The 24,226-nt window shown below is 52.5% G+C and carries 23 protein-coding genes; 6 read left to right on the plus strand and 17 right to left on the minus strand.

The window, feature by feature from the left end:
• Positions 1 to 28: 28 nt before the first annotated feature.
• The 3 genes from Q8A57_RS00310 to Q8A57_RS00320 form a co-directional block, all read right to left on the minus strand.
• Positions 29 to 1,804, minus strand: a complete 1,776-nt coding sequence (locus Q8A57_RS00310) for an acyl-CoA dehydrogenase (RefSeq protein WP_305168924.1) — start codon at positions 1,802 to 1,804, stop codon at positions 29 to 31.
• A gap of 147 nt (positions 1,805 to 1,951) precedes the next feature.
• Entirely contained in the window at positions 1,952 to 2,641 is a 690-nt protein-coding gene (trmH, locus tag Q8A57_RS00315) for a tRNA (guanosine(18)-2'-O)-methyltransferase TrmH (RefSeq protein WP_305168925.1), read from the minus strand.
• 72 nt (positions 2,642 to 2,713) lie between these two features.
• Complete coding sequence (locus Q8A57_RS00320; protein WP_305168926.1) at positions 2,714 to 3,034, minus strand: carboxymuconolactone decarboxylase family protein; 321 nt, start codon at positions 3,032 to 3,034, stop codon at positions 2,714 to 2,716.
• Positions 3,035 to 3,142: 108 nt separating this feature from the next.
• Between Q8A57_RS00320 and Q8A57_RS00325 the strand changes: the two genes are divergently transcribed.
• The 4 genes from Q8A57_RS00325 (at position 3,143) to Q8A57_RS00340 (ending at position 9,186) form a co-directional block, all read left to right on the plus strand.
• Positions 3,143 to 4,069 (plus strand): DUF4922 domain-containing protein, encoded by a 927-nt coding sequence (locus Q8A57_RS00325; protein WP_305168927.1) that lies wholly within the window; start codon positions 3,143 to 3,145, stop codon positions 4,067 to 4,069.
• Positions 4,070 to 4,334: 265 nt separating this feature from the next.
• Entirely contained in the window at positions 4,335 to 5,309 is a 975-nt protein-coding gene (locus Q8A57_RS00330) for an ABC transporter ATP-binding protein (protein ID WP_305168928.1), read from the plus strand.
• Positions 5,299 to 8,220, plus strand: a complete 2,922-nt coding sequence (locus tag Q8A57_RS00335; protein ID WP_305168929.1) for a Gldg family protein — start codon at positions 5,299 to 5,301, stop codon at positions 8,218 to 8,220. The genes Q8A57_RS00330 and Q8A57_RS00335 overlap by 11 nt, the downstream gene beginning before the upstream one ends.
• A gap of 15 nt (positions 8,221 to 8,235) precedes the next feature.
• Positions 8,236 to 9,186: a DUF4340 domain-containing protein gene (locus tag Q8A57_RS00340; RefSeq protein WP_305168930.1), complete on the plus strand. Its 951-nt coding sequence runs from the start codon at positions 8,236 to 8,238 to the stop codon at positions 9,184 to 9,186.
• A gap of 41 nt (positions 9,187 to 9,227) precedes the next feature.
• Here Q8A57_RS00340 and Q8A57_RS00345 read toward each other — a convergent pair whose 3' ends face one another.
• From Q8A57_RS00345 to Q8A57_RS00400, 12 genes are all read right to left on the minus strand, one after another.
• Complete coding sequence (locus Q8A57_RS00345; RefSeq protein ID WP_305168931.1) at positions 9,228 to 10,001, minus strand: TatD family hydrolase; 774 nt, start codon at positions 9,999 to 10,001, stop codon at positions 9,228 to 9,230.
• Between the two features lie 24 nt (positions 10,002 to 10,025).
• Positions 10,026 to 10,379 carry a PilZ domain-containing protein gene (locus Q8A57_RS00350; RefSeq protein ID WP_305169698.1) on the minus strand — a complete coding sequence of 118 codons (354 nt, stop codon included), beginning with the start codon at positions 10,377 to 10,379 and terminating at the stop codon, positions 10,026 to 10,028.
• 109 nt (positions 10,380 to 10,488) lie between these two features.
• Positions 10,489 to 11,436, minus strand: a complete 948-nt coding sequence (locus Q8A57_RS00355) for a DNA polymerase III subunit delta' (protein WP_305168932.1) — start codon at positions 11,434 to 11,436, stop codon at positions 10,489 to 10,491.
• The gene (gene tmk / locus Q8A57_RS00360; RefSeq protein ID WP_305168933.1) at positions 11,429 to 12,070 is read right to left on the minus strand and encodes a dTMP kinase; all 642 of its coding nucleotides are present in this window, start codon (positions 12,068 to 12,070) and stop codon (positions 11,429 to 11,431) included. Before tmk ends, Q8A57_RS00355 begins: the two co-directional genes overlap by 8 nt.
• Before the next feature lie 18 nt (positions 12,071 to 12,088).
• Positions 12,089 to 13,117, minus strand: coding sequence for an endolytic transglycosylase MltG (mltG, locus tag Q8A57_RS00365; RefSeq protein ID WP_305168934.1), 1,029 nt, complete (start codon positions 13,115 to 13,117; stop codon positions 12,089 to 12,091).
• Positions 13,102 to 13,947, minus strand: a complete 846-nt coding sequence (gene pabC / locus Q8A57_RS00370) for an aminodeoxychorismate lyase (protein ID WP_305168935.1) — start codon at positions 13,945 to 13,947, stop codon at positions 13,102 to 13,104. The genes mltG and pabC overlap by 16 nt, the downstream gene beginning before the upstream one ends.
• A gap of 91 nt (positions 13,948 to 14,038) precedes the next feature.
• Positions 14,039 to 14,275, minus strand: coding sequence for an acyl carrier protein (gene acpP / locus Q8A57_RS00375; RefSeq protein ID WP_305168936.1), 237 nt, complete (start codon positions 14,273 to 14,275; stop codon positions 14,039 to 14,041).
• Positions 14,276 to 14,447: 172 nt separating this feature from the next.
• Positions 14,448 to 15,191: a 3-oxoacyl-ACP reductase FabG gene (fabG, locus tag Q8A57_RS00380; protein ID WP_305168937.1), complete on the minus strand. Its 744-nt coding sequence runs from the start codon at positions 15,189 to 15,191 to the stop codon at positions 14,448 to 14,450.
• A 31-nt stretch (positions 15,192 to 15,222) separates the two neighbouring features.
• Entirely contained in the window at positions 15,223 to 16,158 is a 936-nt protein-coding gene (gene fabD, locus Q8A57_RS00385; protein ID WP_305168938.1) for an ACP S-malonyltransferase, read from the minus strand.
• On the minus strand, positions 16,148 to 17,185 hold the full coding sequence (gene plsX / locus Q8A57_RS00390; RefSeq protein ID WP_305168939.1) for a phosphate acyltransferase PlsX: 1,038 nt from the start codon (positions 17,183 to 17,185) through the stop codon (positions 16,148 to 16,150). The genes fabD and plsX overlap by 11 nt, the downstream gene beginning before the upstream one ends.
• A 25-nt stretch (positions 17,186 to 17,210) precedes the next feature.
• Positions 17,211 to 17,390, minus strand: coding sequence for a 50S ribosomal protein L32 (rpmF, locus tag Q8A57_RS00395; protein WP_305168940.1), 180 nt, complete (start codon positions 17,388 to 17,390; stop codon positions 17,211 to 17,213).
• A 40-nt stretch (positions 17,391 to 17,430) separates the two neighbouring features.
• Positions 17,431 to 17,970 carry a YceD family protein gene (locus Q8A57_RS00400; RefSeq protein ID WP_305168941.1) on the minus strand — a complete coding sequence of 180 codons (540 nt, stop codon included), beginning with the start codon at positions 17,968 to 17,970 and terminating at the stop codon, positions 17,431 to 17,433.
• Between the two features lie 154 nt (positions 17,971 to 18,124).
• On the opposite strand from Q8A57_RS00400, the gene Q8A57_RS00405 reads away from it, so the two are divergent.
• Positions 18,125 to 18,703, plus strand: coding sequence for a Maf family protein (locus Q8A57_RS00405; protein ID WP_305168942.1), 579 nt, complete (start codon positions 18,125 to 18,127; stop codon positions 18,701 to 18,703).
• Between the two features lie 2 nt (positions 18,704 to 18,705).
• Here Q8A57_RS00405 and Q8A57_RS00410 read toward each other — a convergent pair whose 3' ends face one another.
• Together Q8A57_RS00410 and rluC are read right to left on the minus strand one after the other, a co-directional pair.
• The gene (locus Q8A57_RS00410) at positions 18,706 to 19,374 is read right to left on the minus strand and encodes an HAD family hydrolase (RefSeq protein WP_305168943.1); all 669 of its coding nucleotides are present in this window, start codon (positions 19,372 to 19,374) and stop codon (positions 18,706 to 18,708) included.
• Between the two features lie 3 nt (positions 19,375 to 19,377).
• Positions 19,378 to 20,325, minus strand: a complete 948-nt coding sequence (gene rluC / locus Q8A57_RS00415; protein ID WP_305168944.1) for a 23S rRNA pseudouridine(955/2504/2580) synthase RluC — start codon at positions 20,323 to 20,325, stop codon at positions 19,378 to 19,380.
• Positions 20,326 to 21,034: 709 nt separating this feature from the next.
• Between rluC and rne the strand changes: the two genes are divergently transcribed.
• Positions 21,035 to 24,148, plus strand: a complete 3,114-nt coding sequence (gene rne / locus Q8A57_RS00420) for a ribonuclease E (RefSeq protein WP_305168945.1) — start codon at positions 21,035 to 21,037, stop codon at positions 24,146 to 24,148.
• The last annotated feature ends 78 nt before the right edge of the window (positions 24,149 to 24,226 follow it).

Below are 24,226 nucleotides of genomic sequence, written 5' to 3' on the forward strand. Positions count from 1 at the left end.
TCCCTATAGCATTCGTATTCCAGAAAACCTAGAACGCCTCAATATCCAGCGCCATCACAGACGCCGAACCCGCTTTAATAGTAGCCAGGTAGGCCTGATTGCGGGGCATGATCTGCTCCGCAAAGAACCGTGTCGTGGTAATTTTACTATTGTTAAACACGCCATTACCCTCACCCGAGGCATTCAAGCTCACAGCCACAATAGCGCTCTTTGCCATCAGGGCACCGGCCACGGTAGTTCCCATCAACATCATCAGGTTGTAGGCAGCAGAACCGGGGGCTGCCCAGTCACCTGTCGCCTGTGCAAACAGGGATTCCACTGCCTGCTGGCATGCAGCCAACGAATATTCGAGTGCATCTGCCATCTCCACCAAGCCAGCAGTGCGAGCCTCGGCCACCACCGGCAGCAGAACTTTCATCAACTCACCCGCAGCCACACCCTTGTCGCGGGCAATTTTGCGTCCCACCAAGTCCATGGACTGGATACCATTGGTACCTTCGTAGATAGGCAGAATGCGGGCATCGCGCATATGTTGGGCTGCACCTGTCTCTTCTACAAACCCCATACCCCCGTGCACCTGGACGCCGAGGGATGTCACCTCCATGCCAATCTCCGTGCACCAACCTTTCACCAGGGGCGTGAGTAGATCTACGCGACGCTGATGGTAAGCACTCTCTGCCTCATCTGTTTCTTTGAAGGCATGATCTTCATGAGCCAGTGCACTGTAGGCCAATGCGCGAGCACCTTCTGTCAAGGCACGCATCTGCATGAGCATGCGACGCACGTCCGGATGGTGAATAATGGTTGCTTTCGACACCCCCGGCGCACTGCCCTGAACCCGATCCTTGGCGTAGGCCACGGCCTGCTGGTATGCGCGCTCACTGATGGACACCCCTTGCAAGCCAACTGCCAGGCGGGCTTCGTTCATCATGGCGAACATATACACCAGCCCCTGGTTCTCTTCGCCCACCAGATAGCCAACAGCACCATCGTTATCGCCAAAGGACAGAGAACAGGTAGGACTCGCGTGAATACCCATTTTGTGTTCCAGCCCTACACAATAAACATCATTGCGTTCCCCGCGACTGCCATCCTCATTAATTAGGAATTTCGGCACCACAAACAGGGAAATACCCTTCACCCCTTCCGGAGCATCCGGGGTACGAGCCAGCACCAGATGGATGATGTTATCGGTGTACTCGTGGTCGCCCCAGGTAATAAAGATCTTCTGACCGGAAAGTCGGTAATGATCACCTTCGGGCACCGCCTTGGTACGCACTGCGGCGAGATCGGAGCCCGCTTGAGGCTCTGTGAGGTTCATGGTGCCAGCCCACTCGCCGGATACCAGCTTTGGCAGATACAGCGCTTTCTGTTCATCGCTGCCGTACATATCCAGGGCGGTAACTACCCCCTTGGTGAGCATTGGACAAAGACCAAAGGACATATTGGCCGACTGGCTCATTTCATCCACGGCAACAGATAGCAACATCGGTAAACCCTGACCACCGTATTCCACATCACCCGTCAGGCTTGTCCAGCCTGACTCGGTCAATTGCTGATAAATGCCATCCAGTACCGGCGCGGTAATGACGGTGGTGCCATCCAGATGGGATCCCTGCTGATCAGCGGCTTGATTGGTAGGCGCGACCACTTCACCAAAAAAGCGGGCGGCCTCACTAAGAATGGCATCCACCATATCCGGGGTCGCCTCTTCATAGCCCGGCAATTGAGCGATTTTGTCCATGCCGAGAACCTGGTTTATCAGGAAACTCATCTCATCAACGGGAGCCTTGTATACGGTCATTCTCCACCCCTCTATCGGTGTCATTTAATCTGTTTGTTTTGATATAAAGATAGCGGCTAGCGGAAAGGATTCTATGTCTTTATCGCCAAAAACCCATGACGTTCTGTGACTCACGGGTTTCAGGAAAAATACCGGAAGAGGCTGCGACTACAATGCTGGATCGAGCCGAGTGAGCTGGGAAAAAACCTGGGGTTCGAGCAGATGGCCGGTGTCATCCAGAGGGGGATAGGGCAAATTTCGCTGTCGGCAATATTTGGCGATGATAGGCTGACACCATTCGAAAAGCACCTCGCGGTACTCTTCCTGATCAATGCGACACTGATCGTACAAACCAGCGACCTGTCGTTGCCGCTGGGCCTCAGCCAGAATAATGGCGCAGGCAACCGACACATTGAAGGATTCAGCCATCCCCTTCATTGGAACAATGACACAACCGTCAACCATGGCTGACGCCTCGGCACTGACACCAATCTTTTCCGCACCCAGCAACAAGGCGGTAGGCCGGGTGTAATCCACCTCCCGGTAATCCACGGCACGGTCGTCAAAGTGCGCCGCGAGCACCTGAAACCCCTTGCTCTGGAGCTCGCTGATCGGGTCTTCTATATCTCGGTGGACTTGCGTTTTCACCCACTTATGGGACCCCATCGCGGTACCCGTGTGGGCACGAAATCCGCCTTTATCGTAAACCGCGTGTACGCGGTGAATGCCCACGGCATCACAGGTACGAATAATGGCTGACAGATTTTGGCCCTTGTGGACCTGGTCGGTGATCACCGTCAGGTCGGGTTGACGACGATTGAGGACATCGACAATTTTCTGGTAACGATCGGGAGTCATCGCGCCATTATAGGCCAAAGTGGGTTCGAGACAGCCACCTGCAATGTGTCAACCTATGGAGGCAGGGTCGTTTTAGGAGGGATCAAGAATATCATCCGCCCAACTCAGGGCAGCCATCACAGAAGGAAAGCCTATCGTACTGACCAGCAATAATAATGCATGGTGAATTTCAGCAGGGCTGGCACCGGCCGCCAGGGCTCGACGGGTATGGCTGTGAACCGCCCCCTCGGAGCGAATACTTGCCGCTGCTGCCAACTGGATCAGTTGTGCCGTTTTCTCGCCCAGCGGACCCAGTTCCTTAGCCGTGCTGCCCATAGCTTCAACGGCTTGTGCAAACTCCGGATACTGTTCCGAGAGACTGGCATAACGACCAGGTAGTTTCCTGTTGTCCATTGCGCTCTCCTGCCACAAGGTATTTCTCACTGAGTATAGTGTTTGAAATCACGGACAACACCCTTGCAGCCACCTGAAGAGAAACGCAGAATCTGAGCATCACCGACAATGAAAGCACTGGGGGCAGGATTGGAGTATTTAAGCGGCAAACAGCTTTGGGATAGCGTTATCCACGCCAGTTCATCCGCCTACGCTAGCGGGGCGTTGCATTCCATTCCCACCGACAGCCATATCAAAACAGAGTTGGTTGAGGGCGTGCCGGTTAACTTCCAGATACGCGTGGTGAAAAATCTGGCGAGAAAATCCGCAGAAATGAAACGTCGCGCTAACCAGGCACCACAGGCAAAAGACTTTAATCCGTTTTTACCCTACGACCCACAGTTGTATGTCGGTGAACTTACCGCGCACTACCGCTGCCTGCTTAACAAGTTCAATGTCATGGATCACCACATACTGATGGTGACCACGGAGTTTGTCCCGCAACTCGAACCCTTGAGCCGGGAAGACTTTCTGGCGGCCCAACTGTGCCTTGAAGCTCGGGATGGGCTGGTATTTTATAACGGAGGCACCGAGGCAGGAGCGAGCATTACCCACAAACACCTTCAGATGGTGCCGCTACCACTTTGCCCGGAGTCATTTCCGTTCCAGCCGCTTTTCGATACAACGTCGACAGAGACCGGGAAAGCAGTTCAATCGAAACTGCCCTTTACCCACCTTGTGGCTGCGGCCAGCCAGCATGTCGACATCGAAACACGCGCCACACACAATTGGGCGTGTTACCGGCAAATGGCATCACAGCTGGGCCTGGGTTCGGAGGAAGGCGAATACCCTCTACCCCACAACCTGCTGATGACCCGCCGTCATCTCTGGGTAGTTCCAAGGTGCCGTGAGCGCCACACCGGGCTTGCAGTGAACGCTCTGGGTTACGCCGGCACACTGCTCGTCAAGGATCAACAGCAGCTCGAGACATTGCAGAGCACAGGCTGCCTACCTCTGTTACAGGCTGTAGCTGGACTGCCCAGCCAGAGCGAGTAAACCAACGGGGAACTTTTACCCGTATACCCCCTCTGTTATGATCGCCCACTTGAATTTTAGGGCCTTACCCCAAATAACGAGAATGACAGTAAGTTACATGCCGAAATGCACTACCGGCAGAAGAATAAAAGAACGTCAGGCCATGTTAAAAAAGATTGACTTGCAGTTACGATCTCGTAAGGCTCGCCCTCCTCCCAGAGTCTGAAACGCATCATTTGCACCTCAATAAAAGCGGACAAGAATTAACCCATAGCAGGAGAACATCATGCTGGAAGTCAGCCAGTTAACTCGTTTTTATGATGAGTTCAAAGCCGTTGACAATGTCAGTTTCAACATTGCTCAGGGCGAGATTGTCGGCCTGTTAGGTCACAATGGCGCAGGCAAAACAACCATCATGAAAATGATCAGCGGCTACCTGGAGCCCAATGAAGGTTCCATTAAAATTGACGGGATTGATTTGCAGCTGGAGCTGAAGCGCGCCCAGCGCTGTATTGGTTATCTGCCTGAAAACCTTCCCATCTACCCAGAAATGACGGTTGCCGAATACCTGGACTATGTAGGAGACATCAAAGGACTCGCCAGCCAGGAAAAAATTGACGAAATCAAACGCGTGATTCACGAAACGGACCTGATGGACAAGTTGCTGTCACCCATCTCCACCCTGTCCCGAGGTTATAAACAGCGAGTGGGCGTTGCGCAGGCCATTCTCGGCAAACCCGGACTGCTCATTCTTGACGAGCCCACCAATGGACTCGATCCAACGCAGACCGAACAAATGCGCAAGTTGATTCGCGAGCTATCCAGCAGTGCCACGGTAATTCTATCCACACACATCATGCAGGAAGTGGAAGCCATCTGTGACAGGGCGCTGATTGTGCGCCACGGGCAGCTGGCCGTGGACGCAAGCCTCAACGAATTGCGCAGAAGTAACCACCTGCTGCTCACCACGTCCATGAATGCTGACGAACTGGCACAACAGATTGCCAATACTGCCGGCATTGTCACGATTGATTCGATACAGGCGGAAGAAAACAACCCGTCCATCTGTCGCTACCGCATAACGGTTGCAGAAGATACAGATCACCTGGCGCTCGGCGCGCATATCAATAAAGAACTTATTTCTCAAGGGGCGGAGGTTTACGGTATTGGCGAAGAACGTCGCAATCTGGAAACCCTGTTCCGTGAAGTCAACTCAGCCCCACTGAGTGGTGCCGCAGAGGAGGCCAAAAATGCAGCCTGATAACAAACACATACCACATATTCGCCGCATTGCCGCAAAAGAGGTCTCACTGTTTTTTGCCTCGCCAATTGCCTATCTGTTTTTGGCCACTTTTGCGGGCATCAGCCTGTTTATCTTCTTCTGGGGCGAGTCCTATTTTTCGCGCAACATTGCCGATGTGCGCCCGCTGTTTGAATGGATGCCGGTACTGCTAATCTTCCTCACCAGCACGCTGACCATGAGGCTGTGGAGTGAGGAACGTCGTACTGGGACCCTTGAGCATGTCCTGACACAGCCCCTACCCCTATGGCATTTTGTGATCGGCAAGTTCCTGGGCTGTCTGGTGCTGCTGGCCATTGCTCTGGTGATCACCCTGCCACTGCCTCTAACAGTCTCACAAATTGGCAGACTGGACTGGGGCCCCGTCTGGGCCGGCTACCTGGCCACATTCCTGTTAGGTGCTGCTTATCTGTCCATTGGTCTTTTTGTCTCCGCCCGCAGTGACAATCAGATCATCAGCCTTATCTGTGCCGTGGCACTGTCCGGTATTTTTTATCTGGTGGGCACACCCGCCATCACGGATTTCTTTGGCAATGTGACCGGGGAATGGTTGCGAACCCTGGGCACTGGCTCCCGCTTTGATTCCATTACCCGAGGTGTGGTAGACGTTCGTGATCTGTATTACTACCTGAGCATCATGATCGCTTTCCTGACCCTGAACACTTTTGTTCTGGAAAAGGAACGTTGGGCAACCCGCAAAAATACACCGCGCCATCAGTCCTGGAGGGCCGTTACTGGTCTGCTTTTGGCCAATGCCATCTGTGCCAACCTGTGGCTGGGCCAGGTCACCATGCTGCGTATCGATACCACCGAGGGCAATCAGTACTCTATCTCTGAGGCGACGTTGAATTACCTGGGTCAGTTACAGGAGCCCCTGCTGATACGCGGCTATTTCAGTAGCAAAACCCACCCGCTGCTGGCGCCACTGGTTCCCCAGATGAAAGACATGATTCGCGAATACGAAATTGCCGGGCGCGGAAAAGTCAGGGTTGAATTCATTGACCCGGTCACAGACCCGGAAGTGGAAGAGGAAGCCAACAAGAAATACGGTATTCGCCCCACTCCGTTACAGGTGGCTGACCGTTACCAGACGGCTATTGTTAACTCCTACTTCAGCATCCTGATTAACTATGGGAACGAATTCCAGGCACTGGGTTTCCAGGACCTCATTGAGGTGAAATCACAGGGCGATAACAGCCTAGAAATTCAGTTGCGCAACCCCGAATACGACCTCACAAGAAGCATCAAGAAAGTTCTCAACAGCTACCGCGGGGGCAGCGACATCTTTGAGCTTATCGACGGCCCCATTACCTTCAATGCCTACGTCTCAAAAGATGAGTTACTGCCCGAACAGCTGGTGTCATACCGCCAGGGAGTAGAGGAAGTGATTGACGGCCTCAAACAGGAGGCCGTGGACCGCTTAAGTGTTCATTATTATGATCCCGATGCCAACAAGGGCGCTATCGCTCGCATGATTGGCCAGAAATACGGTTTCCAACCCATGGCCAGCAGCATGTGGTCCGAGGATCATTTCTATTTCTACATGACGCTGGAACAAGGCGACCAGGTTGTACAGGTTCCGATCGAGGATGCCTCCAAAGAAACCTTTGAGCGCAACCTGAAAAGCAGTATCAAACGTTTTGCTTCCGGCATCACCAAAACCATCGCCCTGGTAACACCCAAAGTTGACCCCAAAATGGAACAGTACGGCATCACGGTGCCTCGCTTTACACTGCTTGGAGACACACTGGCAGCCGACATGAACGTGGTCGATGAAGACCTCAGCGACGGCAGTGTTTCCCCCGAGGCCGATATCCTCATCGTGGCGGCTCCCAATAACCTGAAAGACAAGGAGCTGTTTGCCATTGACCAGTTCCTCATGAAAGGCGGCACCGTTATCGCATCAGCCTCGCCGTTCACGACCACGCTGAGTCAGCAGGGACTGGGGCTGGCAAGCCTACAGGGATCATTTCAGGACTGGCTCAGCCATCACGGCCTGACCGTCGACAAGAAACTGGTACTGGATACGCAGAATACCGCGTTCCCCATGCCGGTGGTGCGCAATGTCGGGGGTTATCAAATGCAGGAAATCCGTGTTATCGAATACCCCTATTTTGTGGATGTTCGAGAAAGCGGCCTCAATCAGGATAACCCCATCTCTGCCAATGTTCCCCAGGTCACCATGGCGTGGGCATCTCCCATCCAGCTTGACCCAGAGAAACAGGGTGAACGAAAAATTACCCAGCTCATCAGGAGCTCGGATAACGCCTGGGTATCCGATGACATGGAAATCATGCCAGACATCGATGCCAACGGCATGGCGGCTTTCCCTGCCGCCACGGAGAGTGGATCACAACTGCTAGGAGTCATGAGTGAAGGCCGCTTTACCTCCTACTTCGCCGGCAAGGAATCGCCGCTGCTGTCAGTGAAAAAGGCTGAAACCCCGGAGGCCGGCGATACGGCTGAAGATGCTGACACAGAGAGTGAAGCTACAAGCAATAGTCAGCCGGCGGTCACCAGTGTCATTGAACACTCTCCGCAATCGGCTCGCATCGTGTTGTACAGCTCAAATGATTTTCTGCGCGATCAGACCATGACAATGGCCAACTCTGCTGCGGGCAGTGAGTACCTAAACCCCATGCAGCTAATGGCGAATACGGTGGACTTTGCCCTGGAAGATGCTGGCCTGCTGAGCATTCGTTCCCGTGGCCATTTCAACCGCACACTTCCGCCCATGGAACGCGATAGCCAGGTGTTCTGGGAATATCTCAATTACGCCCTGGCGGTTCTGGCACTGGCAATCATTGCTGGCGTACAGAAAAGACGGAAAAAATCCCGTCATCAACACTACCTGAACGTTTTGGCCAATTAATCCCGGGAGCGACTGATGACTAAGATGAAAACCTGGTTAAGCGCCCTGCTTGTGGCACAACTGGCACTCGCAATTGGCTTTTACTGGAATACCCAACAGGAACTGCAAAAAAGCCTGCCAAAGCCATTGGTAGATATCAGCTGGAAAAAAGTTGACCGCTTTGTAGTTGGCGATGGCAACCAGCAGGTGGCCCTTAGTTACGCCAAAGACAGCTGGCTGCTCAGCGACCTGGGCATGTTGCCAACGGTAGATGGCAACGCCGAGCAACTGCTTGAAAAGCTACAAGCATTGCAAACCAGCTGGCCAGTGGCATCGACCCAGGCAAGCCATGCGCGCTTTGATGTCACCGAAGACAAACTCCAGCGATTTGTCGCTTTTTACCATGGCGATGAGTTGCTGGGTAAACTGATTGTCGGTTCATCCCCCGGGCTGAAAAAACTGCATGTACGTATGGACGGCCAGGATAACGTCTACTCTGTGGACCTGGAACTGGTGGACATGATCACCGCCAGCCAGGCTTGGCTCGACAACTCCCTGCTTAAGCTGGACGAACTGGTGTCCATCCAGGGCGCCGATTACCGATTGCAAAAACAGGGTGAGGATTGGGTACTGCAGGGCCAGAACAATGTACAAGGCCTGGAACTCGACAGCGGCAAGGTGGGCGACATGCTCTACGCTTTGAAAGACCTGAGAGTGCGCAAGCTGGTTACTGATATGCCCGATCTGGCTGGCAGTGGTTACGCTCAGCTGAGTGTAGAGACTGATCAGAGTGAAAAACCGCTCATCTATCAGTTCTACATGACCAAGGAAAACTGCTACGTCACCCGTAACGATTACGACGCCATGTTTACCATCGATTGGGGAGATTATGAAAAGATCGCCGCCATGGATGCAGCAAAGTTAACGGTGCAACCTGCCGCCAACCAAGAAAGCTCGCAAGAAGATAACAGTAACGAGCAAAGCTGATAATAAAGGCCGTTCAGTCATCCTGAACGGCCTTTATACATTCAAGGCAAAAACAGTCGCTGGAAGTTGGCGGTTGTCACCTCTGCAACCTGCTGCCACCCAACACCTTTAATCTCGGCCACGGCCTTAGCCACCTCAACCACGTACTTGGGCTCATTCTGCTTGCCCCGGTAAGGAACCGGCGCCAGCCATGGCGCATCGGTTTCCACCAACATGTTCTCAAGAGGGACTTTTTTCACCACTTCGCGCAATGCTGAGGCGTTGCGAAACGTAATAATTCCAGAGAATGAGATCATAAAGTTCAGGTCCATGGCGGCCTTCGCCATGTCCCAGTTTTCTGTGAAGCAGTGGATAACACCACCCGACGAGGTGCTGGCATAATCACGCAAAATGGCCATGGTCTGCGCTCTGGCCTCACGGGTATGGACGATTACCGGTTTTCTGAGCTGAGCGCCTGCCTGCAGGTGACTGATAAAACTTTGCTCCTGCCACTCCGCATTATCTTTATCGTAATAATTATCGAGCCCGGTTTCACCGATGGCCACAACACCCGGCTGACTGCCCAGCGACAGCAACTCGGTAACCTCTGGCAACGGCGGCGACTCCCTTTGTAAAGGGTGAACTCCAACGGAGACCAGCATATCGTCACGGGTTTGTGCGAGCTCTACCAGGCGAGATGAACTTGGCAAGTCGACACCTACGGAAAGAAATTGTGTTACACCACGCTGCCTGGCGGTATCAAGTAACCGGTCCAGAGAGTTCTGATAATCGGAAAGATCGAGATGATCCAGATGACAATGGGAGTCAACGAGCACAGCAGGACAGCAATTTAAGTCGTATTACATGGTATTGGTGGGTTTACCTGACTCAAGCAGCCCCGCCAGATAGGTCTCGAATTTATCGATAATCGCGCTATGGCGCTCATTCAGTTGGATGCCAACACCTTCCTTACGACTCGCGCCCATACCTTTTGGTGTTATCCAAACCACCCGCCCGGCCAAAGGAATACGTTCCGGCTCATCCATCAGGTCCAGCAGAATAAAAACCTCATCACCCAATGAATAGTTTTTCCGAGTTGAAATAAACAGACCGCCATTTTTGACAAATGGCATATAACACGAGTAAAGAGCATGTTCATCTTTGATGGCTAAATTCAGAATACCATTTCTGACACTGCCGCCAAATGCTTCCATATTCATAACAGACCCGAGCCGAATTTTGCTTAGTGTACTATATGCTGAACCGGGCGTTCCAGTTTGTTAAAAACGTCGCAAGTTCAAAACATGTGGATATTCAACACCATTATCTGGAAAGATGCTGCCAATCGAGCATTAACTCCTCCCAGAGTAGATTGATATTGGGGTTGGCCGTGCTGAAAAGTCGCTTTTTGACCTGTACCAGCTTATCGAGAAAGCGAAAGGACATCACCTGCTCTGACCCCAGCTGACCTGACTTGATGGCCATCGAGACCCGGTTATATAGCCAGTCCACAGCCATCACTGACGGAGTGTTCACGCATTGCTCTGCCGCTGACAGAGGCTTAATAGCTCCGGAGCTAACCTTGTCGAGCAGCTGCTCAAATGCCTGGCGTTGCTGGAGCAGGTCCGACTCCAGAAACCGCAACGCTAAAAGTGGTCGGTCGGCCGCATACTCCATCAACTCAGCAAGCCCTTCTGATTTGGCCGTCACCTGTGCTAACCAGCGGCTTGATTCATCATGGGAAGGCAGGGGAAAAGTCACTTTGCGACAGCGACTTCTCACCGTAGCCGGCAACCGGGACAGTTCATGGCTGACGAGAAGAATATAGGTATCGCGGGCTGGCTCTTCCAGATTCTTGAGCAAGGCATTTGCCGCACTCTGATTCATGGCTTCAGCAGGGTTGATGACCACCACCTTGCGGCCACCCTGCATCGCTGTTTTACCCAGAAACTGACCAAGCTCCCTCACCGGATCAATACGGATGGCCTTGCCAGAGTCCTCAGGCTCTACCCGCAAAAAATCCGGGTGACTCCCCGCCTTGAACAACAGGCATTGTTTGCAATTGCCACAGGCAAATCCCGCCAGGGGGAAATCACAGATCAGTCTCGCCGATAACGCAGTGGCAAACTGCTGTTTGCCCACAAACTCCGGGCCGGCCAGAAGCAGCGCATGTGGTAACCGCTCGCGCTCTGCCAGATCGTCCAGCATCTGCCATTGAGCTTTCTGCCAGGGATAGTGCATTAACGATGGAGTTATCGCGTTGTCAGTCATGAATAGCGTCTACAAATGCTTCCAGTGCTTCCCCAATCGCGCTCTGAACCTGAGACAACGGTTGGGAGGCATCAATAATTCGGTACCGGCGCGGCTCTGCAGCTGCTCTGGCAAGATAGCAATCCCTGACCGCATGAAAAAATGCCAGCTTCTCCTGCTCAAAACGATCTGGCGCTCCCCTCTCACTGGCTCTGGCCATGCCCTGCTCAACGCCGATATCCAGCAACAAGGTCAAATCTGGTCGCAGACTGCCCTGTACCAGGGTTTCCAGCTGCGCAATTTTTTCTACGGCCATTCCACGCCCGCCACCCTGATAGGCGTACGTCGCATCGGTAAAACGGTCGCAAAGTACCCACTTCCCAGCATTCATGGCTGGTCTGATGACCTGGGATAGGTGCTGTGCACGCGCAGCAAACATCAGCAGCAACTCCGTATTTTCATCAACGACTTCTTCCCGAGGATTAACCAGTAAACCACGAATTTCCTCTGCCAGTGGCGTACCACCCGGTTCTCGTGTCGCGACGTAATCGAGGCCCTGCTGTTCCAGCCATTTCCGAATAAACGCAATATTGGTGGTTTTACCGACACCCTCACCACCCTCTACGGTGATAAATTGTGGTTTTAGAGCACGCATACGGAGGCCGCAGTTTCCTTATTTGGGTTGTGAACGATAGTCTGAGCGACGCTGTAACTGGTACTCGCGCACCGCTTCCTGATGTTCCTTGAGGGTAGCAGAAAAATAATGGCTGCCATCACCCTTGGCCACAAAAAACAGGCTATCGCCATCTTCGGGATGCAGGGCCGCGTGAATTGCCCCACGGCCCGGCATGGCAATGGGCGTTGGTGGCAGCCCCTTAATCAGGTAAGTGTTATAGTCGCTGTGCTGACGCAGGTGTTTGCGACGGATATTCCCTTTGTAGGCATCACCCAGTCCGTAAATCACAGTCGGATCTGTTTGCAGGCGCATGCCTTTCTGCAAACGTCGCGTAAATACCCCCGCAATTTGGCCCCGTTCTTCAGGCACACCCGTTTCTTTTTCGATAATGGATGCCATTATCAGCGCTTCATAGGGGGCATCGTAAGGAAGATCAGGCGATCGATTGTTCCACTCCTCTGCCAACACGTCCTGCATACGCCGGTATGCCCGCAGCAGGATATCCCGGTCGGTCTCTCCCTCGCTGTAACTGTAGGTATCCGGAAAGAACCATCCTTCCGGGTGACTGATCTCCAGGCCCAGCTGTTCCAGTATTTGCTGCTGATTACCTGGTGTGAGCACATGATCCAGCTTTTCGATATTGCCCAGCAATGACAGCCAGTCAGAAAACTTTAACCCTTCAGGAAAGGTAAGACTGTACTGTATGACGTCCCCAGCAACCCACTTTGCCAGCAGATCGCGGGGAGTGACTCCGGGCTGTAAGAGGTATTCCCCCGCCTTGATTCCCGTCTGACCACTGAGGCGCCCGTAGAGTGTTAACACCTCGGGCCATTTAAGCAGCCCCTCTTTTTCCATCTGTTTCGCCTGCACCGTCAACGACGTTCCTGCAGGGACTTTGATGGACAACGAGCGGTTGAGCTTGAGTGGGCTTTCCAGATAATCCGTCAGCCACCAGTTGGCTGCTAACAGAATAGCCGCCGAGACACAGAAAAAAACAACGAGGACCTTACTTAAGCGCTGAAACATGCAAAGTTCTCTGATAAAGCACTGGAAACGGCTTTGGTAGCCTTACCCGGCTTCCATTGACCCACATCAGCGATATGCCGTACTGGCCAGATACCGGCTATAGAGTTACAGACAAACAACTCTTCCATACCAGAAAGACTTTCCAGGCTTAACTGTGATTCGCGTACAGGACAATTCATGGCTGGCATCAGCTTATCCATAAGGTACTGACGCATCACCCCTGCCACACCGCAGCTTTTCAGACTTGGGGTTAACCAGCCACCATCACGAAAACAGAACAGGTTGGTCATTGTTCCCTCGATAATATGGCCCTCATTATCCCGCATCAGACCCTCCTGAAACTGATCCTGCCACTCCATGCGGGCCAGCACCTGTTCCAGGCGGTTGAGGTGTTTAATACCTGCTAACCTCGGGAAACTGGCCAGGCGCTGTTCGCAGACCATCGCTGAAATCCCTTCCGTAACCCAATGATTGGGATAGTCGGGCGGAGGCCCCCAGTGCACAATGAAATTTGGTGGGGTTTGGGGATACGTTCGGTAGCCTCTCGCTCCCTCGCCTGCGGTGCATATCACTTTCACCACGCCATGATCTGGGCAGCGACTGAGCAGCATCTCGAGGTAGGACTGGACTATGGTTGAATCAACCGGTATGGAAAGTCGTTCTGCACCACGTTTTAGGCGTTCGAGATGCAATTCTGACATCAGCAGCTTACCGTCACTGAGTCGAATGGTCTCAAAAATGCCATGGCCGTAGGCCAGCCCACGATCCCTTGCCGGAATAACATCCGACCATTGACCGTTAACCAGGCAAAAGCCTTCAACTGCACTCATGGTATGAATCAGTTCGACCAGTCAAAAAATATTAGAAATAAAAAAGCCGCTCGCGATGGAGCGGCTTTTATCAGTCAACAACCCAGCAGCATTAGCCAAGGTTGGCGTTGATGTAATCAATCGCGTTTTGGACTGTGGCAATCTTCTCAGCTTCTTCATCGGGAATTTCAGTATCGAATTCCTCTTCCAAAGCCATGATCAGTTCAACGGTATCCAAAGAGTCCGCGCCCAAATCTTCAACAAAAGAAGACTCCGGCTTAACGTCTTCTTCTTTAACGCCCAGTTGTTCTGCAACCATTTTGGCTACGCGTTCTTCAATGCTGCTCATGATATTTATTCTCTCCTGTATTAAGAAAGTATTCTGTTGCCCGGCCCTTTAAAAACCACCCCACAACAAGAAATCTGTTATTGACGGCATGTCAGGCGCGCATTTTACCTCAAATACTGCACGCTGTAACCGCTTTCAATAAAATCCTGATATTCACTGCAAATACAGTGAATTAGGCCATATACAACCCACCATTGACGTGGATATTCTCGCCGGTGACATAGGCCCCACCCTCTCCCACCAGAAAGTCCACCACGGCCGCAATTTCTTCCGGCTCGCCCAGGCGATTCAGGGGTACCTGGGAGAGGATGGCCTCCCGTTGAGCTTCTGCGAGCTCTTTGGTCATATCCGTGTCAATAAACCCCGGGGATACGGCATTTACAGTAATGTTGCGTGGCCCCAGCTCCTTGGCCAGAGAGCGGGTAAATCCGCCCACACCGGCTTTGGTGGCACAGTAATTGGTTTGACCCACATTGCCCATCGCGCCCACCACAGAGCTGATATTGACTATTCGACCCCAGCGGGCCTTGGTCATACCCCTCAGACAGGCCTTGCTCAAGCGATAGATGGAGTTGAGGTTTGTGTCGATGACATCAAACCACTCATCATCTTTCATGCGCATCAGCAGATTATCCTTGGTGATACCGGCATTGTTCACTAGAATCAACGGCGCACCGTAAGTCTCGGTAATCGTGTTGATCAGGTTATCTACCGACTCCTGACTGGCCACGTCAAGCACCATACCGGCACCTTTAATACCTTTCTCCGCAAAGCGCGCCGAAATCTTTTCTGCGCCCGATTCGGAGGTTGCTGTTCCTATCACAATAGCCCCCTGGGCTCCCAGACTGTCGGAAATTGCTGCCCCGATACCACGACTGGCCCCTGTGACCAACGCAATTTTGTCCTGCAAACTCATCTTCCTCTCCTTTTTCTAAACACCACCGCAGTTAAACTGCGGCCAATGCCTCTTCGAGACAACCACAGTCTTCTGTAGCATAGCTGTTTAATGAACGTTCAATCCTTTTAGCAAGGCCACTGAGAACCTTGCCGGCCCCACATTCCACCAGGGTATCAATACCACTTGCAGTGAGGGTGTTGACACAGTCCACCCAGAGCACTGGGGCGGTAATTTGCTCAATCATCAGCTGCTTAATCTTTTCCGGGTCGCTCTCTGTTTGGGCGTGGACATTGTGTACAACCAGCACCTGCGGAGCAGAAAACTCGGTGGCAAGAATTTCACTGGCCAGACGATCTGCAGCAGGCTTCATCAGATTGGTATGGAAAGGTGCACTAACCGGCAAAGGCATCGCCCTTTTGGCTCCCGCCGATTTACAGCCTTCGATGGCGCGCTCAACAGCCGCAGCATTCCCCGCAATCACGACCTGACCGGGAGAGTTAAAGTTGACTGCAGCAACTTCTTCTCCCTGGCAGGCCTCCTCGCAGACCGCTTTGATCTTGTCATCGTCCAGACCAATGATGGCTGCCATCGCACCTTCACCTGGTGCCACGGCATCCTGCATATAAGCACCACGATTGCGCACCAGACGTACAGCGTCTGGGAAAGCCACTACGCCGGAGCAAACCAGCGCAGACCACTCACCAAGGCTGTGGCCGGCCATCAGGGCGGGCTGGGCTCCCTTCTCCTGTTGCCAGATACGCCATACCGCAACACTGGCGGTCAGCAACAGTGGCTGGGTGCGCTCGGTCAGGGTTATCTCTTCCTGGGTGCCGTTTTGCACCAGGTCCCAGAGATCGTAGCCAAGCACTTCAGATGCTTCGGCAAAGGTTTCACCGACAACGGGGTATTTGTCGGCAAGCTCTGCCAACATGCCCAGTTTTTGGGATCCCTGTCCGGGAAAGACAAATGCGAGATTATTTTTCATCGAATACCTCTGATTGATTACTCTTATCAGCCAACCGACTCTCAATCAGAATCGGCAGGTCTTTTTCAACTTCGACTACAGCCACTTCCACAGCCTTGGCAAAGCCCTCAACAGAAGCCCCGCCATGACTTTTAACCACCACTCCGCGCAAGCCCAACAGACTTGCACCATTATATTGGGCTGGGTCCACCTGATTAATCAGGCGTTTCAGTGCCGGTTTCATCAGCAGAGCCCCCAGTCTAGCCAGCAGGCTCTCAGACAGTGTCTGACGCAACAGACCCTGTATCATTTTCGCCACACCTTCACCGGTTTTTAGTGCCACATTGCCACTGAAGCCGTCACAGACCACGATATCTGCAACACCGGAGAACAAGGCATCACCTTCAACAAAACCGATGTAGTTGATACTGGGGTCCGCCTGCAACAATTCGGCAGCATCGAGTATTTCCTGCCGACCTTTTATGGCTTCAACACCGATGTTCAATAAACCCACCGAGGGAGCGTTTGTTGAAGGCGAGATCGCAGCCAGAGACGACATCAACGCAAATTCGTACAATTGGCGGGAGGTACACTCAAGATTAGCCCCCAGGTCGAGCAAATAGGTATAACCACGGCTGGTCGGCACCCGTGTACAGATTGCTGGACGACTGATGCCAGACAAGGTTCCCAGTTGAAACAGCGAGATTGCCATCAGCGCACCGGTATTTCCGGCGCTCACACAGGCCTGAGCCGTGCCATCTTTGACCAACGCTACCGCTTTCCACATGGAGGATTCGCGTTTATTGCGCAGGGCGCTGCCCGGCTTTTCATCCATGGCAACAGACTGTTCGCAATGGAGCACACTCAGTCGCCCGGCAAAACTTTCTTTGTCGGCGTTTAAAAAGGGCTGGATGTGTTTTTGATCGCCACAGAGAACAACCTTCAGATAAGGGTGCTGGCGAAGTATATCGAGAGATGCGGGGACCGTGATGCGGGGACCGAAATCCCCGCCCATGGCGTCAATGGCGAGACAGCGAGAGTCAGCCAAAAAAATACGTTCAGGTCAGCGGGGATTAGTCTTCGGCAGAAGCTACGACTTTCTTACCGCGGTAGAAACCATCAGCTGAAACGTGGTGACGACGGTGCTTTTCACCACTGACCGGATCAACGGACAAAGTGGGTCCAGTCAACGCATCATGTGAACGACGCATGCCACGCTTGGAACGGGTTTTACGGTTCTGTTGAACGGCCATTTTATACTCCTGATAAAAACTGTCTGTTATCTGTTATCTGTTAATTGTCGGGGCCACTGTTCTTCAGTTGCTCCAGAATACTAAAAGGGTTTTCTTTCTCGGAAGCCCCCGGTTCTTCCATAGCTGAAACATGTGTTTCAGCCTGGCAGGTATCTTGTGGATGGTACGTTACAAAGGGCAATGCCAGTAACAGCTCATCCTCAACCATCGCGGACAAATCCGCAGTCTCTTGCTCTACCACCCACGGGTCCAGATCCTTGGGAAGTGATTTCGCTTCCTCTTCGGACCACACAATACCGAGCCGGAAATCGACAGTAAGAGGAAGCGTCATCGGCTGTAGGCAGCGCTGACAAGCCACTTCTACTGTCGCATCCACATGCCCTGCTACCACTTTTCGTCCCTGCTCAGCCAGCTCAAACACGAGCTCAGCTTGAATGGGAACGTTGATAGCCAGCACGGCATCCCGTAATCTTTCACAATGCGCGGCAGATACCTGCCCCGACAAGACTTCGCCCTGATTGGCCAAGCGTCTGGGATCCAGAATCCTAGGCAATTGACTTCTCTGAGGGGGTGTCGTCATAGGCGCGCCATAATAGTGATATCACTTTGATCTGTCAAAGAAAAATTCCTTCAGATCAGGGGTGTCAGAGATCATTTATAGAACCCGGCAAAAACCTTCAAAAAGCATCCCTAAGGGAATGCCAAAAAAGTTACCACTAGAGACAGGAGCCCCCTTGCAACAACTAATTCTTGCGTCCTCTTCAAGCTACCGTAAAAGCCTGCTTGACCGCCTGTGCCTACCCTATACTGCACATGCTCCGGATATCGACGAACGACGGCTACCCGGAGAAACACCTGACACCATGGTGCGCAGACTGTCGGAGAGCAAGGCGCGCGCTATCAGCACCCTATATCCAGACAACCTGATTATTGGCTCCGACCAAGTTGCCATCATTGATGACTACATACTTACCAAGCCCGGAAACTTCGCCGCTGCTCAACAACAACTGCGGAGACAATCCGGACAAAAGGTACGTTTCCTTACCGGTCTGGCACTGCTTAATAGTGCCAACGGTAGCAGCCAAGTCGACATCATCACCACCGATGTGGTGTTCAGGATGCTTAAAGAGGAAGAAATCTGTGCCTATCTGGAACGTGATGAGCCTTACAGCTGCGCTGGCAGTTTTCGCAGTGAGGGGCTGGGGATCACCCTTTTTGACGCAATCCATAGCAGCGACCCCACCGCTTTAATTGGGCTACCGCTGATTCGGCTCTGCCAGATGCTACGCAACGAAAACTATAAATTACTTTAGATTTATATTTTATAAATTTGTTTTTTATATATATTTACAACATCATCGATTAGCGAAAACTGGTCAATACAGGCCAACGGCTGGTATTTCTGCAACCGATCAGGGTGATGAGCACCGTAGCTCACAGCAATCCGCGGCACACCGGCACTGACAGCCATAGCAAGGTCAAACTCCGTATCACCAACCATGATCGTTTGCTCGGGCGGAGTCTGGAATTCACTCATCAGCTCCAGCAACATCTTTGGGTCGGGCTTGCCGGCAGTTTCGTCAGCACAGCGACTGCCATGAAAAAAGTCATTCAATCCTCTGGCCTTCAACACGCGGTCCAGTCCCCGGCGACTCTTCCCGGTAGCCACAGTGAGTACGTAACCCTGCTCGAGCAATAACTCCAGCGTCTCCATCACCCCATCAAAAAAGGGAGATGGCTCTCTGTCCTGTTCAGCAAAATGGCGAGAATAGCTGTCTCTCATAGTAAGAATATGTTCACGGTCAATCCCTGGAAAAAGCGTTTCCAAAGCATCCACCAGACCGAGGCCGACAATGTCCCGTGCCGCATCATGGTGCGGAGCCGGCAAACCTGTCTCTTCAGCGGCGAGACAGATACAAGTCACAATTCGAGACAGGGAGTCACACAGCGTTCCATCCCAGTCAAATACCAGCAATTTCGCCATGAACTACCTCAACCGCACCAACACATGACTAAGCTCTTCCGGTAGTGGAGCCTCGATACTGAGCTTTTGTCCATCCGGGCCCTTAAACTGCAATTTCACGGCGTGTAAAAACATGCGTTTCAGGCCCGACTGTCGCAGCTGCCGGTTACACTCCTCATCACCATACTTGTCATCCCCGGCCAGCGGACAACCGGCAAATTGGCTGTGAACCCTGATCTGATGGGTTCTACCGGTCTCCAGCGTCGCCTCCATCAGAGTGTGGCGATCAAATCGCTCCAACACCGCAAAGTGCGTTACAGACGCTTTGCCTTCACCATCGACTCTGACGACCCGCTCACCAGATTTAAGCTCATTTTTTCGAAGAGGAACGTCAACGCGCTTCATACCTTTGGGCCAGCGGCCACATACCAGCGCCTGATACACCTTTTTGACACGCCCATCCCGCATTTCATCCTGCAAGTGTCGAAGCGCCGAGCGTTTTTTGGCAACCATCAGACAACCGGAGGTTTCTCTGTCGAGACGATGCACCAATTCCAGAAATGGCTGATCAGGCCGTGCGGCTCGCAATGACTCGATGAGGCCAAGACTGACCCCACTACCACCGTGAACAGCCAGTCCCGCGGGCTTATTAATGACCAGCATGCTGTCATCTTCAAAAAGGATACTGCCCTCCAACAATTGCTGTAACCGAGGGCTTGGCCCGGGTGGAGCCTCGCGTTCTGCAACCCGGATTGGCGGAATTCGTACCTGATCACCCACCTGAAGGCGATAATCCGCCTTGATCCTGGAGCGATTAACTCGCACCTCCCCTTTGCGCAAAATACGGTATACCCTGGATTTCGGAACCCCTTTGAGATAAGTCAGCAAGAAATTGTCGACACGCTGCCCCGCATGATGCTCGGTGATTTCAAGCATTTGTACGGCAACAGGTTTGCTATTAACTTCAGGCATAAGAGGGCGGCATTAACATAAGACCCGCTATTCTATCAGCACAGCTTATTGGGTACACCAACATCGGATAAAACCTGAAAACATACCCAGAATCATAAGATTATGTTCACATTTCATGGACATAAATTGATGACACTACGCATACCTGTTATATTCGCCCTTCGTTAATTTCGGTATCACCGGGCACGCTAGGAAACAAGTGGCCTCACCCGGTTGGGAAAGGTTTTATTACCCCCCGATTTAACGCGGCGAAAGCCCCCTACTTATTAATTGGATTAATTCCGACGGCTGCTGACAGATGATTGCAGCTGTCACTGAGAAACCCGCGCTGATAGCGCAGCAGTAACCGAACAAAGAAACTTGAACGAAAGTTCTGTTCAAATGGTAGCGCAAGACAAGCTGTCGCATCCCAGCCCAACACACAAAAGAGGCACGGATAAGTAGAACGACAGCTCTAGACTTGATTGGATATAGTCTTGCCTTCCCTGGACACTTGGCGACAAAACGATCAGAACCAACCCTTGAAGGCAACCCCGGACAGATTTAGTGACTGATAAAGGCAATACTTTTAGAATCAATAAGTTATACAACTAAATTAATTAGTTATTTAACTAATTTCGATACCTTTTGCCTAGCTTTTGTACGTGTGCTGTTCATGTTTCAGCGGTACTCCTGTTGCTTGTGATGCGCAAGACATTAGGAAAACTGAATGAAACGTATGCTGATAAACGCCTCCCAGCCTGAAGAGCTGAGGGTGGCACTGGTCGACGGACAACGCCTCTACGACCTCGATCTGGAAAACCGCACCAGAGAACAACGCAAGGCCAATATCTACAAAGGTAAAATCACCCGAGTAGAACCCAGCCTCGAAGCCGCTTTTGTCGATTACGGCGCTGAACGCCACGGCTTCCTTCCCCTGAAAGAAATCTCCCGCGAATACTTCACCAAAAAGCCGTCCGACGTAGAAGGCCGCATCAAAATTCAGGATGTGGTCAAGGAAGGCACTGAAGTTGTGGTTCAGGTCGACAAGGAAGAGCGTGGTAACAAAGGGGCCGCCTTAACAACCTTTATCAGCCTGGCCGGTCGATACATGGTGCTAATGCCAAACAACCCCCGTGCTGGCGGTATCTCACGCCGTATTGAGGGTGATGAGCGTTCAGAATTGAAAGCCGCCATGCGAGACCTGAAAACACCACAGGGCATGGGTGTTATTGTACGCACTGCCGGTATCGGTCGCTCTTCTGAAGAACTGCAATGGGATCTCGATTACCTGTTGCAACTGTGGGGAACCATCTATGAAGAAGCCAACAATGCCAAAGCGCCCCATTTTCTGTTTCAGGAAAGCAATGTCATCATTCGCGCGGTTCGGGACTACCTGCGCCAGGATGTCGGCGAGGTCATCGTCGACAACCGCGAAGCCTTCGAGCTTGCATCGGCCTTTATCAAACAGGTGATGCCCAACTTTGAAAGCCGGGTCAAATTTTACGAAGACTCCCTGCCCCTGTTTAACCGCTATCAGATTGAAAACCAAATCGAGACGGCTTTTGAGCGGGAAGTGAAGCTGCCATCTGGCGGTTCCATTGTGATCGATGTAACTGAGGCACTGGTATCCATTGATATCAACTCTTCCAGGGCAACCCGTGGTGGTGATATTGAAGAAACTGCCCTGAGAACCAACCTGGAAGCCGCCGATGAAGTTGCCAGGCAACTACGCCTGAGAGACATGGGCGGACTGGTCGTGATTGATTTTATCGACATGACTTCCACCAAAAATCAGCGGGAAGTGGAAAATCGCATGCGCGATGCCCTGGAACTAGACCGCGCACGGGTTCAGGTAGGTCGTATTTCCCGTTTTGGCCTGCTGGAAATGTCCCGCCAACGCCTTAGGCCCTCTCTGGAAGAAACAACTTCCAAACTCTGCCCCCGGTGTCTTGGTCAGGGTACCATCCGAGGTACACGCTCACTGGCACTATCGATCCTGCGCCTGGTGGAAGAAGAGGCACAAAAGGAATTCAGTGCAGAGATACGTGCCATAACGCCAGTTTCAGTAGCGACGTTTCTGCTTAATGAGAAGCGCAAGGAAATCTTCGAGATTGAAAAACGCCATAGCGCAAAAATTGTAGTACTCCCCAGCGAGCAGCTGGAAACACCCCACTTTGAAGTTCAGCGTATTCGCGAACAGGATGGCGTAACTACTGAGTATAGCTACCGTCTGGCCAGCGCTCACAACGAAGAACTACACAGCCACGAGCAAGAGCTCGTGCAACCTGTCCCACCGGCTCTGCAACCGGCAGTCAAGACGCCAACGCCGTCTCAACCAGCGCCCATGCCAACAGAAAAACCGGTTGCCAAGCGCAAACCACAGAACAAGGAAAAACCGGGACTTCTGAAGCGTCTGATTGCCCTATTGTTTGGCAGTGAAGAGCAAAAAGCTCCAGCGAAGAAGACCGACCAATCCCGCCGTGGTCGTGATGGTGGCCGGGACGATAGAAGACCCCAGGGCCGCAGCCGTCGGCAGGATGACCGCCGCAACGGACGCAGCCGCAATCGCTCTAATGCGAAAGGGGACCAACGTGACAGCCAGCAAAACCGTGAAGAGCAAAAAAATCGCCGCGAGCAACAACCACGGAAACCTCGTCCCGAACAGGAAGCAGTTCCCGAGACTATCGAGACTTCAGCCGCTGAAACTACCACGGACAATCGCCCTCCTCGCCGCGAAGGTGACAAACGCCGCAACCCGCGCCAACGTAGGCCCAGACGGGAAGTGCCTGCTGAACTGCTGAGCGCAGCCGGAATCGATAACCAGGCTACAGAAGCAGATCCAGCGGCCGTTGAGGCAGTTTCGCCCAGGAAGCAGGCTGAAACTGAATCTCCCAAGCCCCAGGAAACCCAGACAGAAGTTTTCACCATTGCCAATGTTGATACTGACGCTGACGTGGTAGAAACGGACAAAGCCAAAGCTACAAAGCCTGCGACATCTGAAGAGTCATCGGCGCAAGAAGCTCTTTCCTCGAAGGTGGAGCCTTCAGCAAATAAGGCACCTTCAGCGAATGTGGAGCTATCAACAGAAAAAGAGCCTTCAAGCATTGCCGAAGAGCCTGTAGTCGTTGCTGAGGACGCGCCCTCAACGGCGGAAGAAACTCCTGAGACAACACCGGTGTCACAGGAATTACAGCCAACGCCTGCAACTGAAGAAGCAACTGCTTCTGAACAACCTTCCACAAGTGCACAGACATCAGCCGAGATAGTCCCAGCCATAGAAGCAGAGGCCATAACGGACGAATCAGAAGTAGAAACCAATACTGTCGACAGCCCTGTATCAGAAGAAGATATCGCCTCCGAACATGCGCTGGAAACAACTGAATCTGCAAATGTTCAATTGGAAACAGAGACGCAAGCAGAAGAAACGCCTATTGTTGATGTAGAGGAAAGGCCCATAGCGGAATCAGTAGCTGCGGTTGGAGTACAAGACAATCTAGCCGAGACTACTGAGCCCTCAGATGAAGCTAAAACCGACACCACTGTGGCGACAAACGAACCTGAGCCCCAACCAGCATCGGGATTGAAACGTGCTGGCAATGACCCAAGAATTCGTCCGCAACCAGTGCAAGCTGTCAAGATTGTCACCGACATCAGCACCAAGCCATCGTCACAGCCTTTGGATACGTCAAAACCGTCCCCAGTTGCGCTACCTGTCAGCCAGCACCCGAGAGCTGCCAACGACCCTAGAGCCAAATCTGCACCGGCTCAATCAAGGGAGCCAGCTGAGACTGATAATACTAATGGGGATGACCTATCCCAAAGCGGCAGCCAGGGCGCCTAACATCAGAAATGTCAGTGGATTCACCCTTGAACAGAGGGTAATCCACTGTATAATCTGCCGCACTTTTCGGGGCGGATC

Origin of the sequence: Porticoccus litoralis, from assembly GCF_030676955.1 — a bacterium.
Lineage (GTDB): Bacteria > Pseudomonadota > Gammaproteobacteria > Pseudomonadales > Porticoccaceae > Porticoccus > Porticoccus litoralis.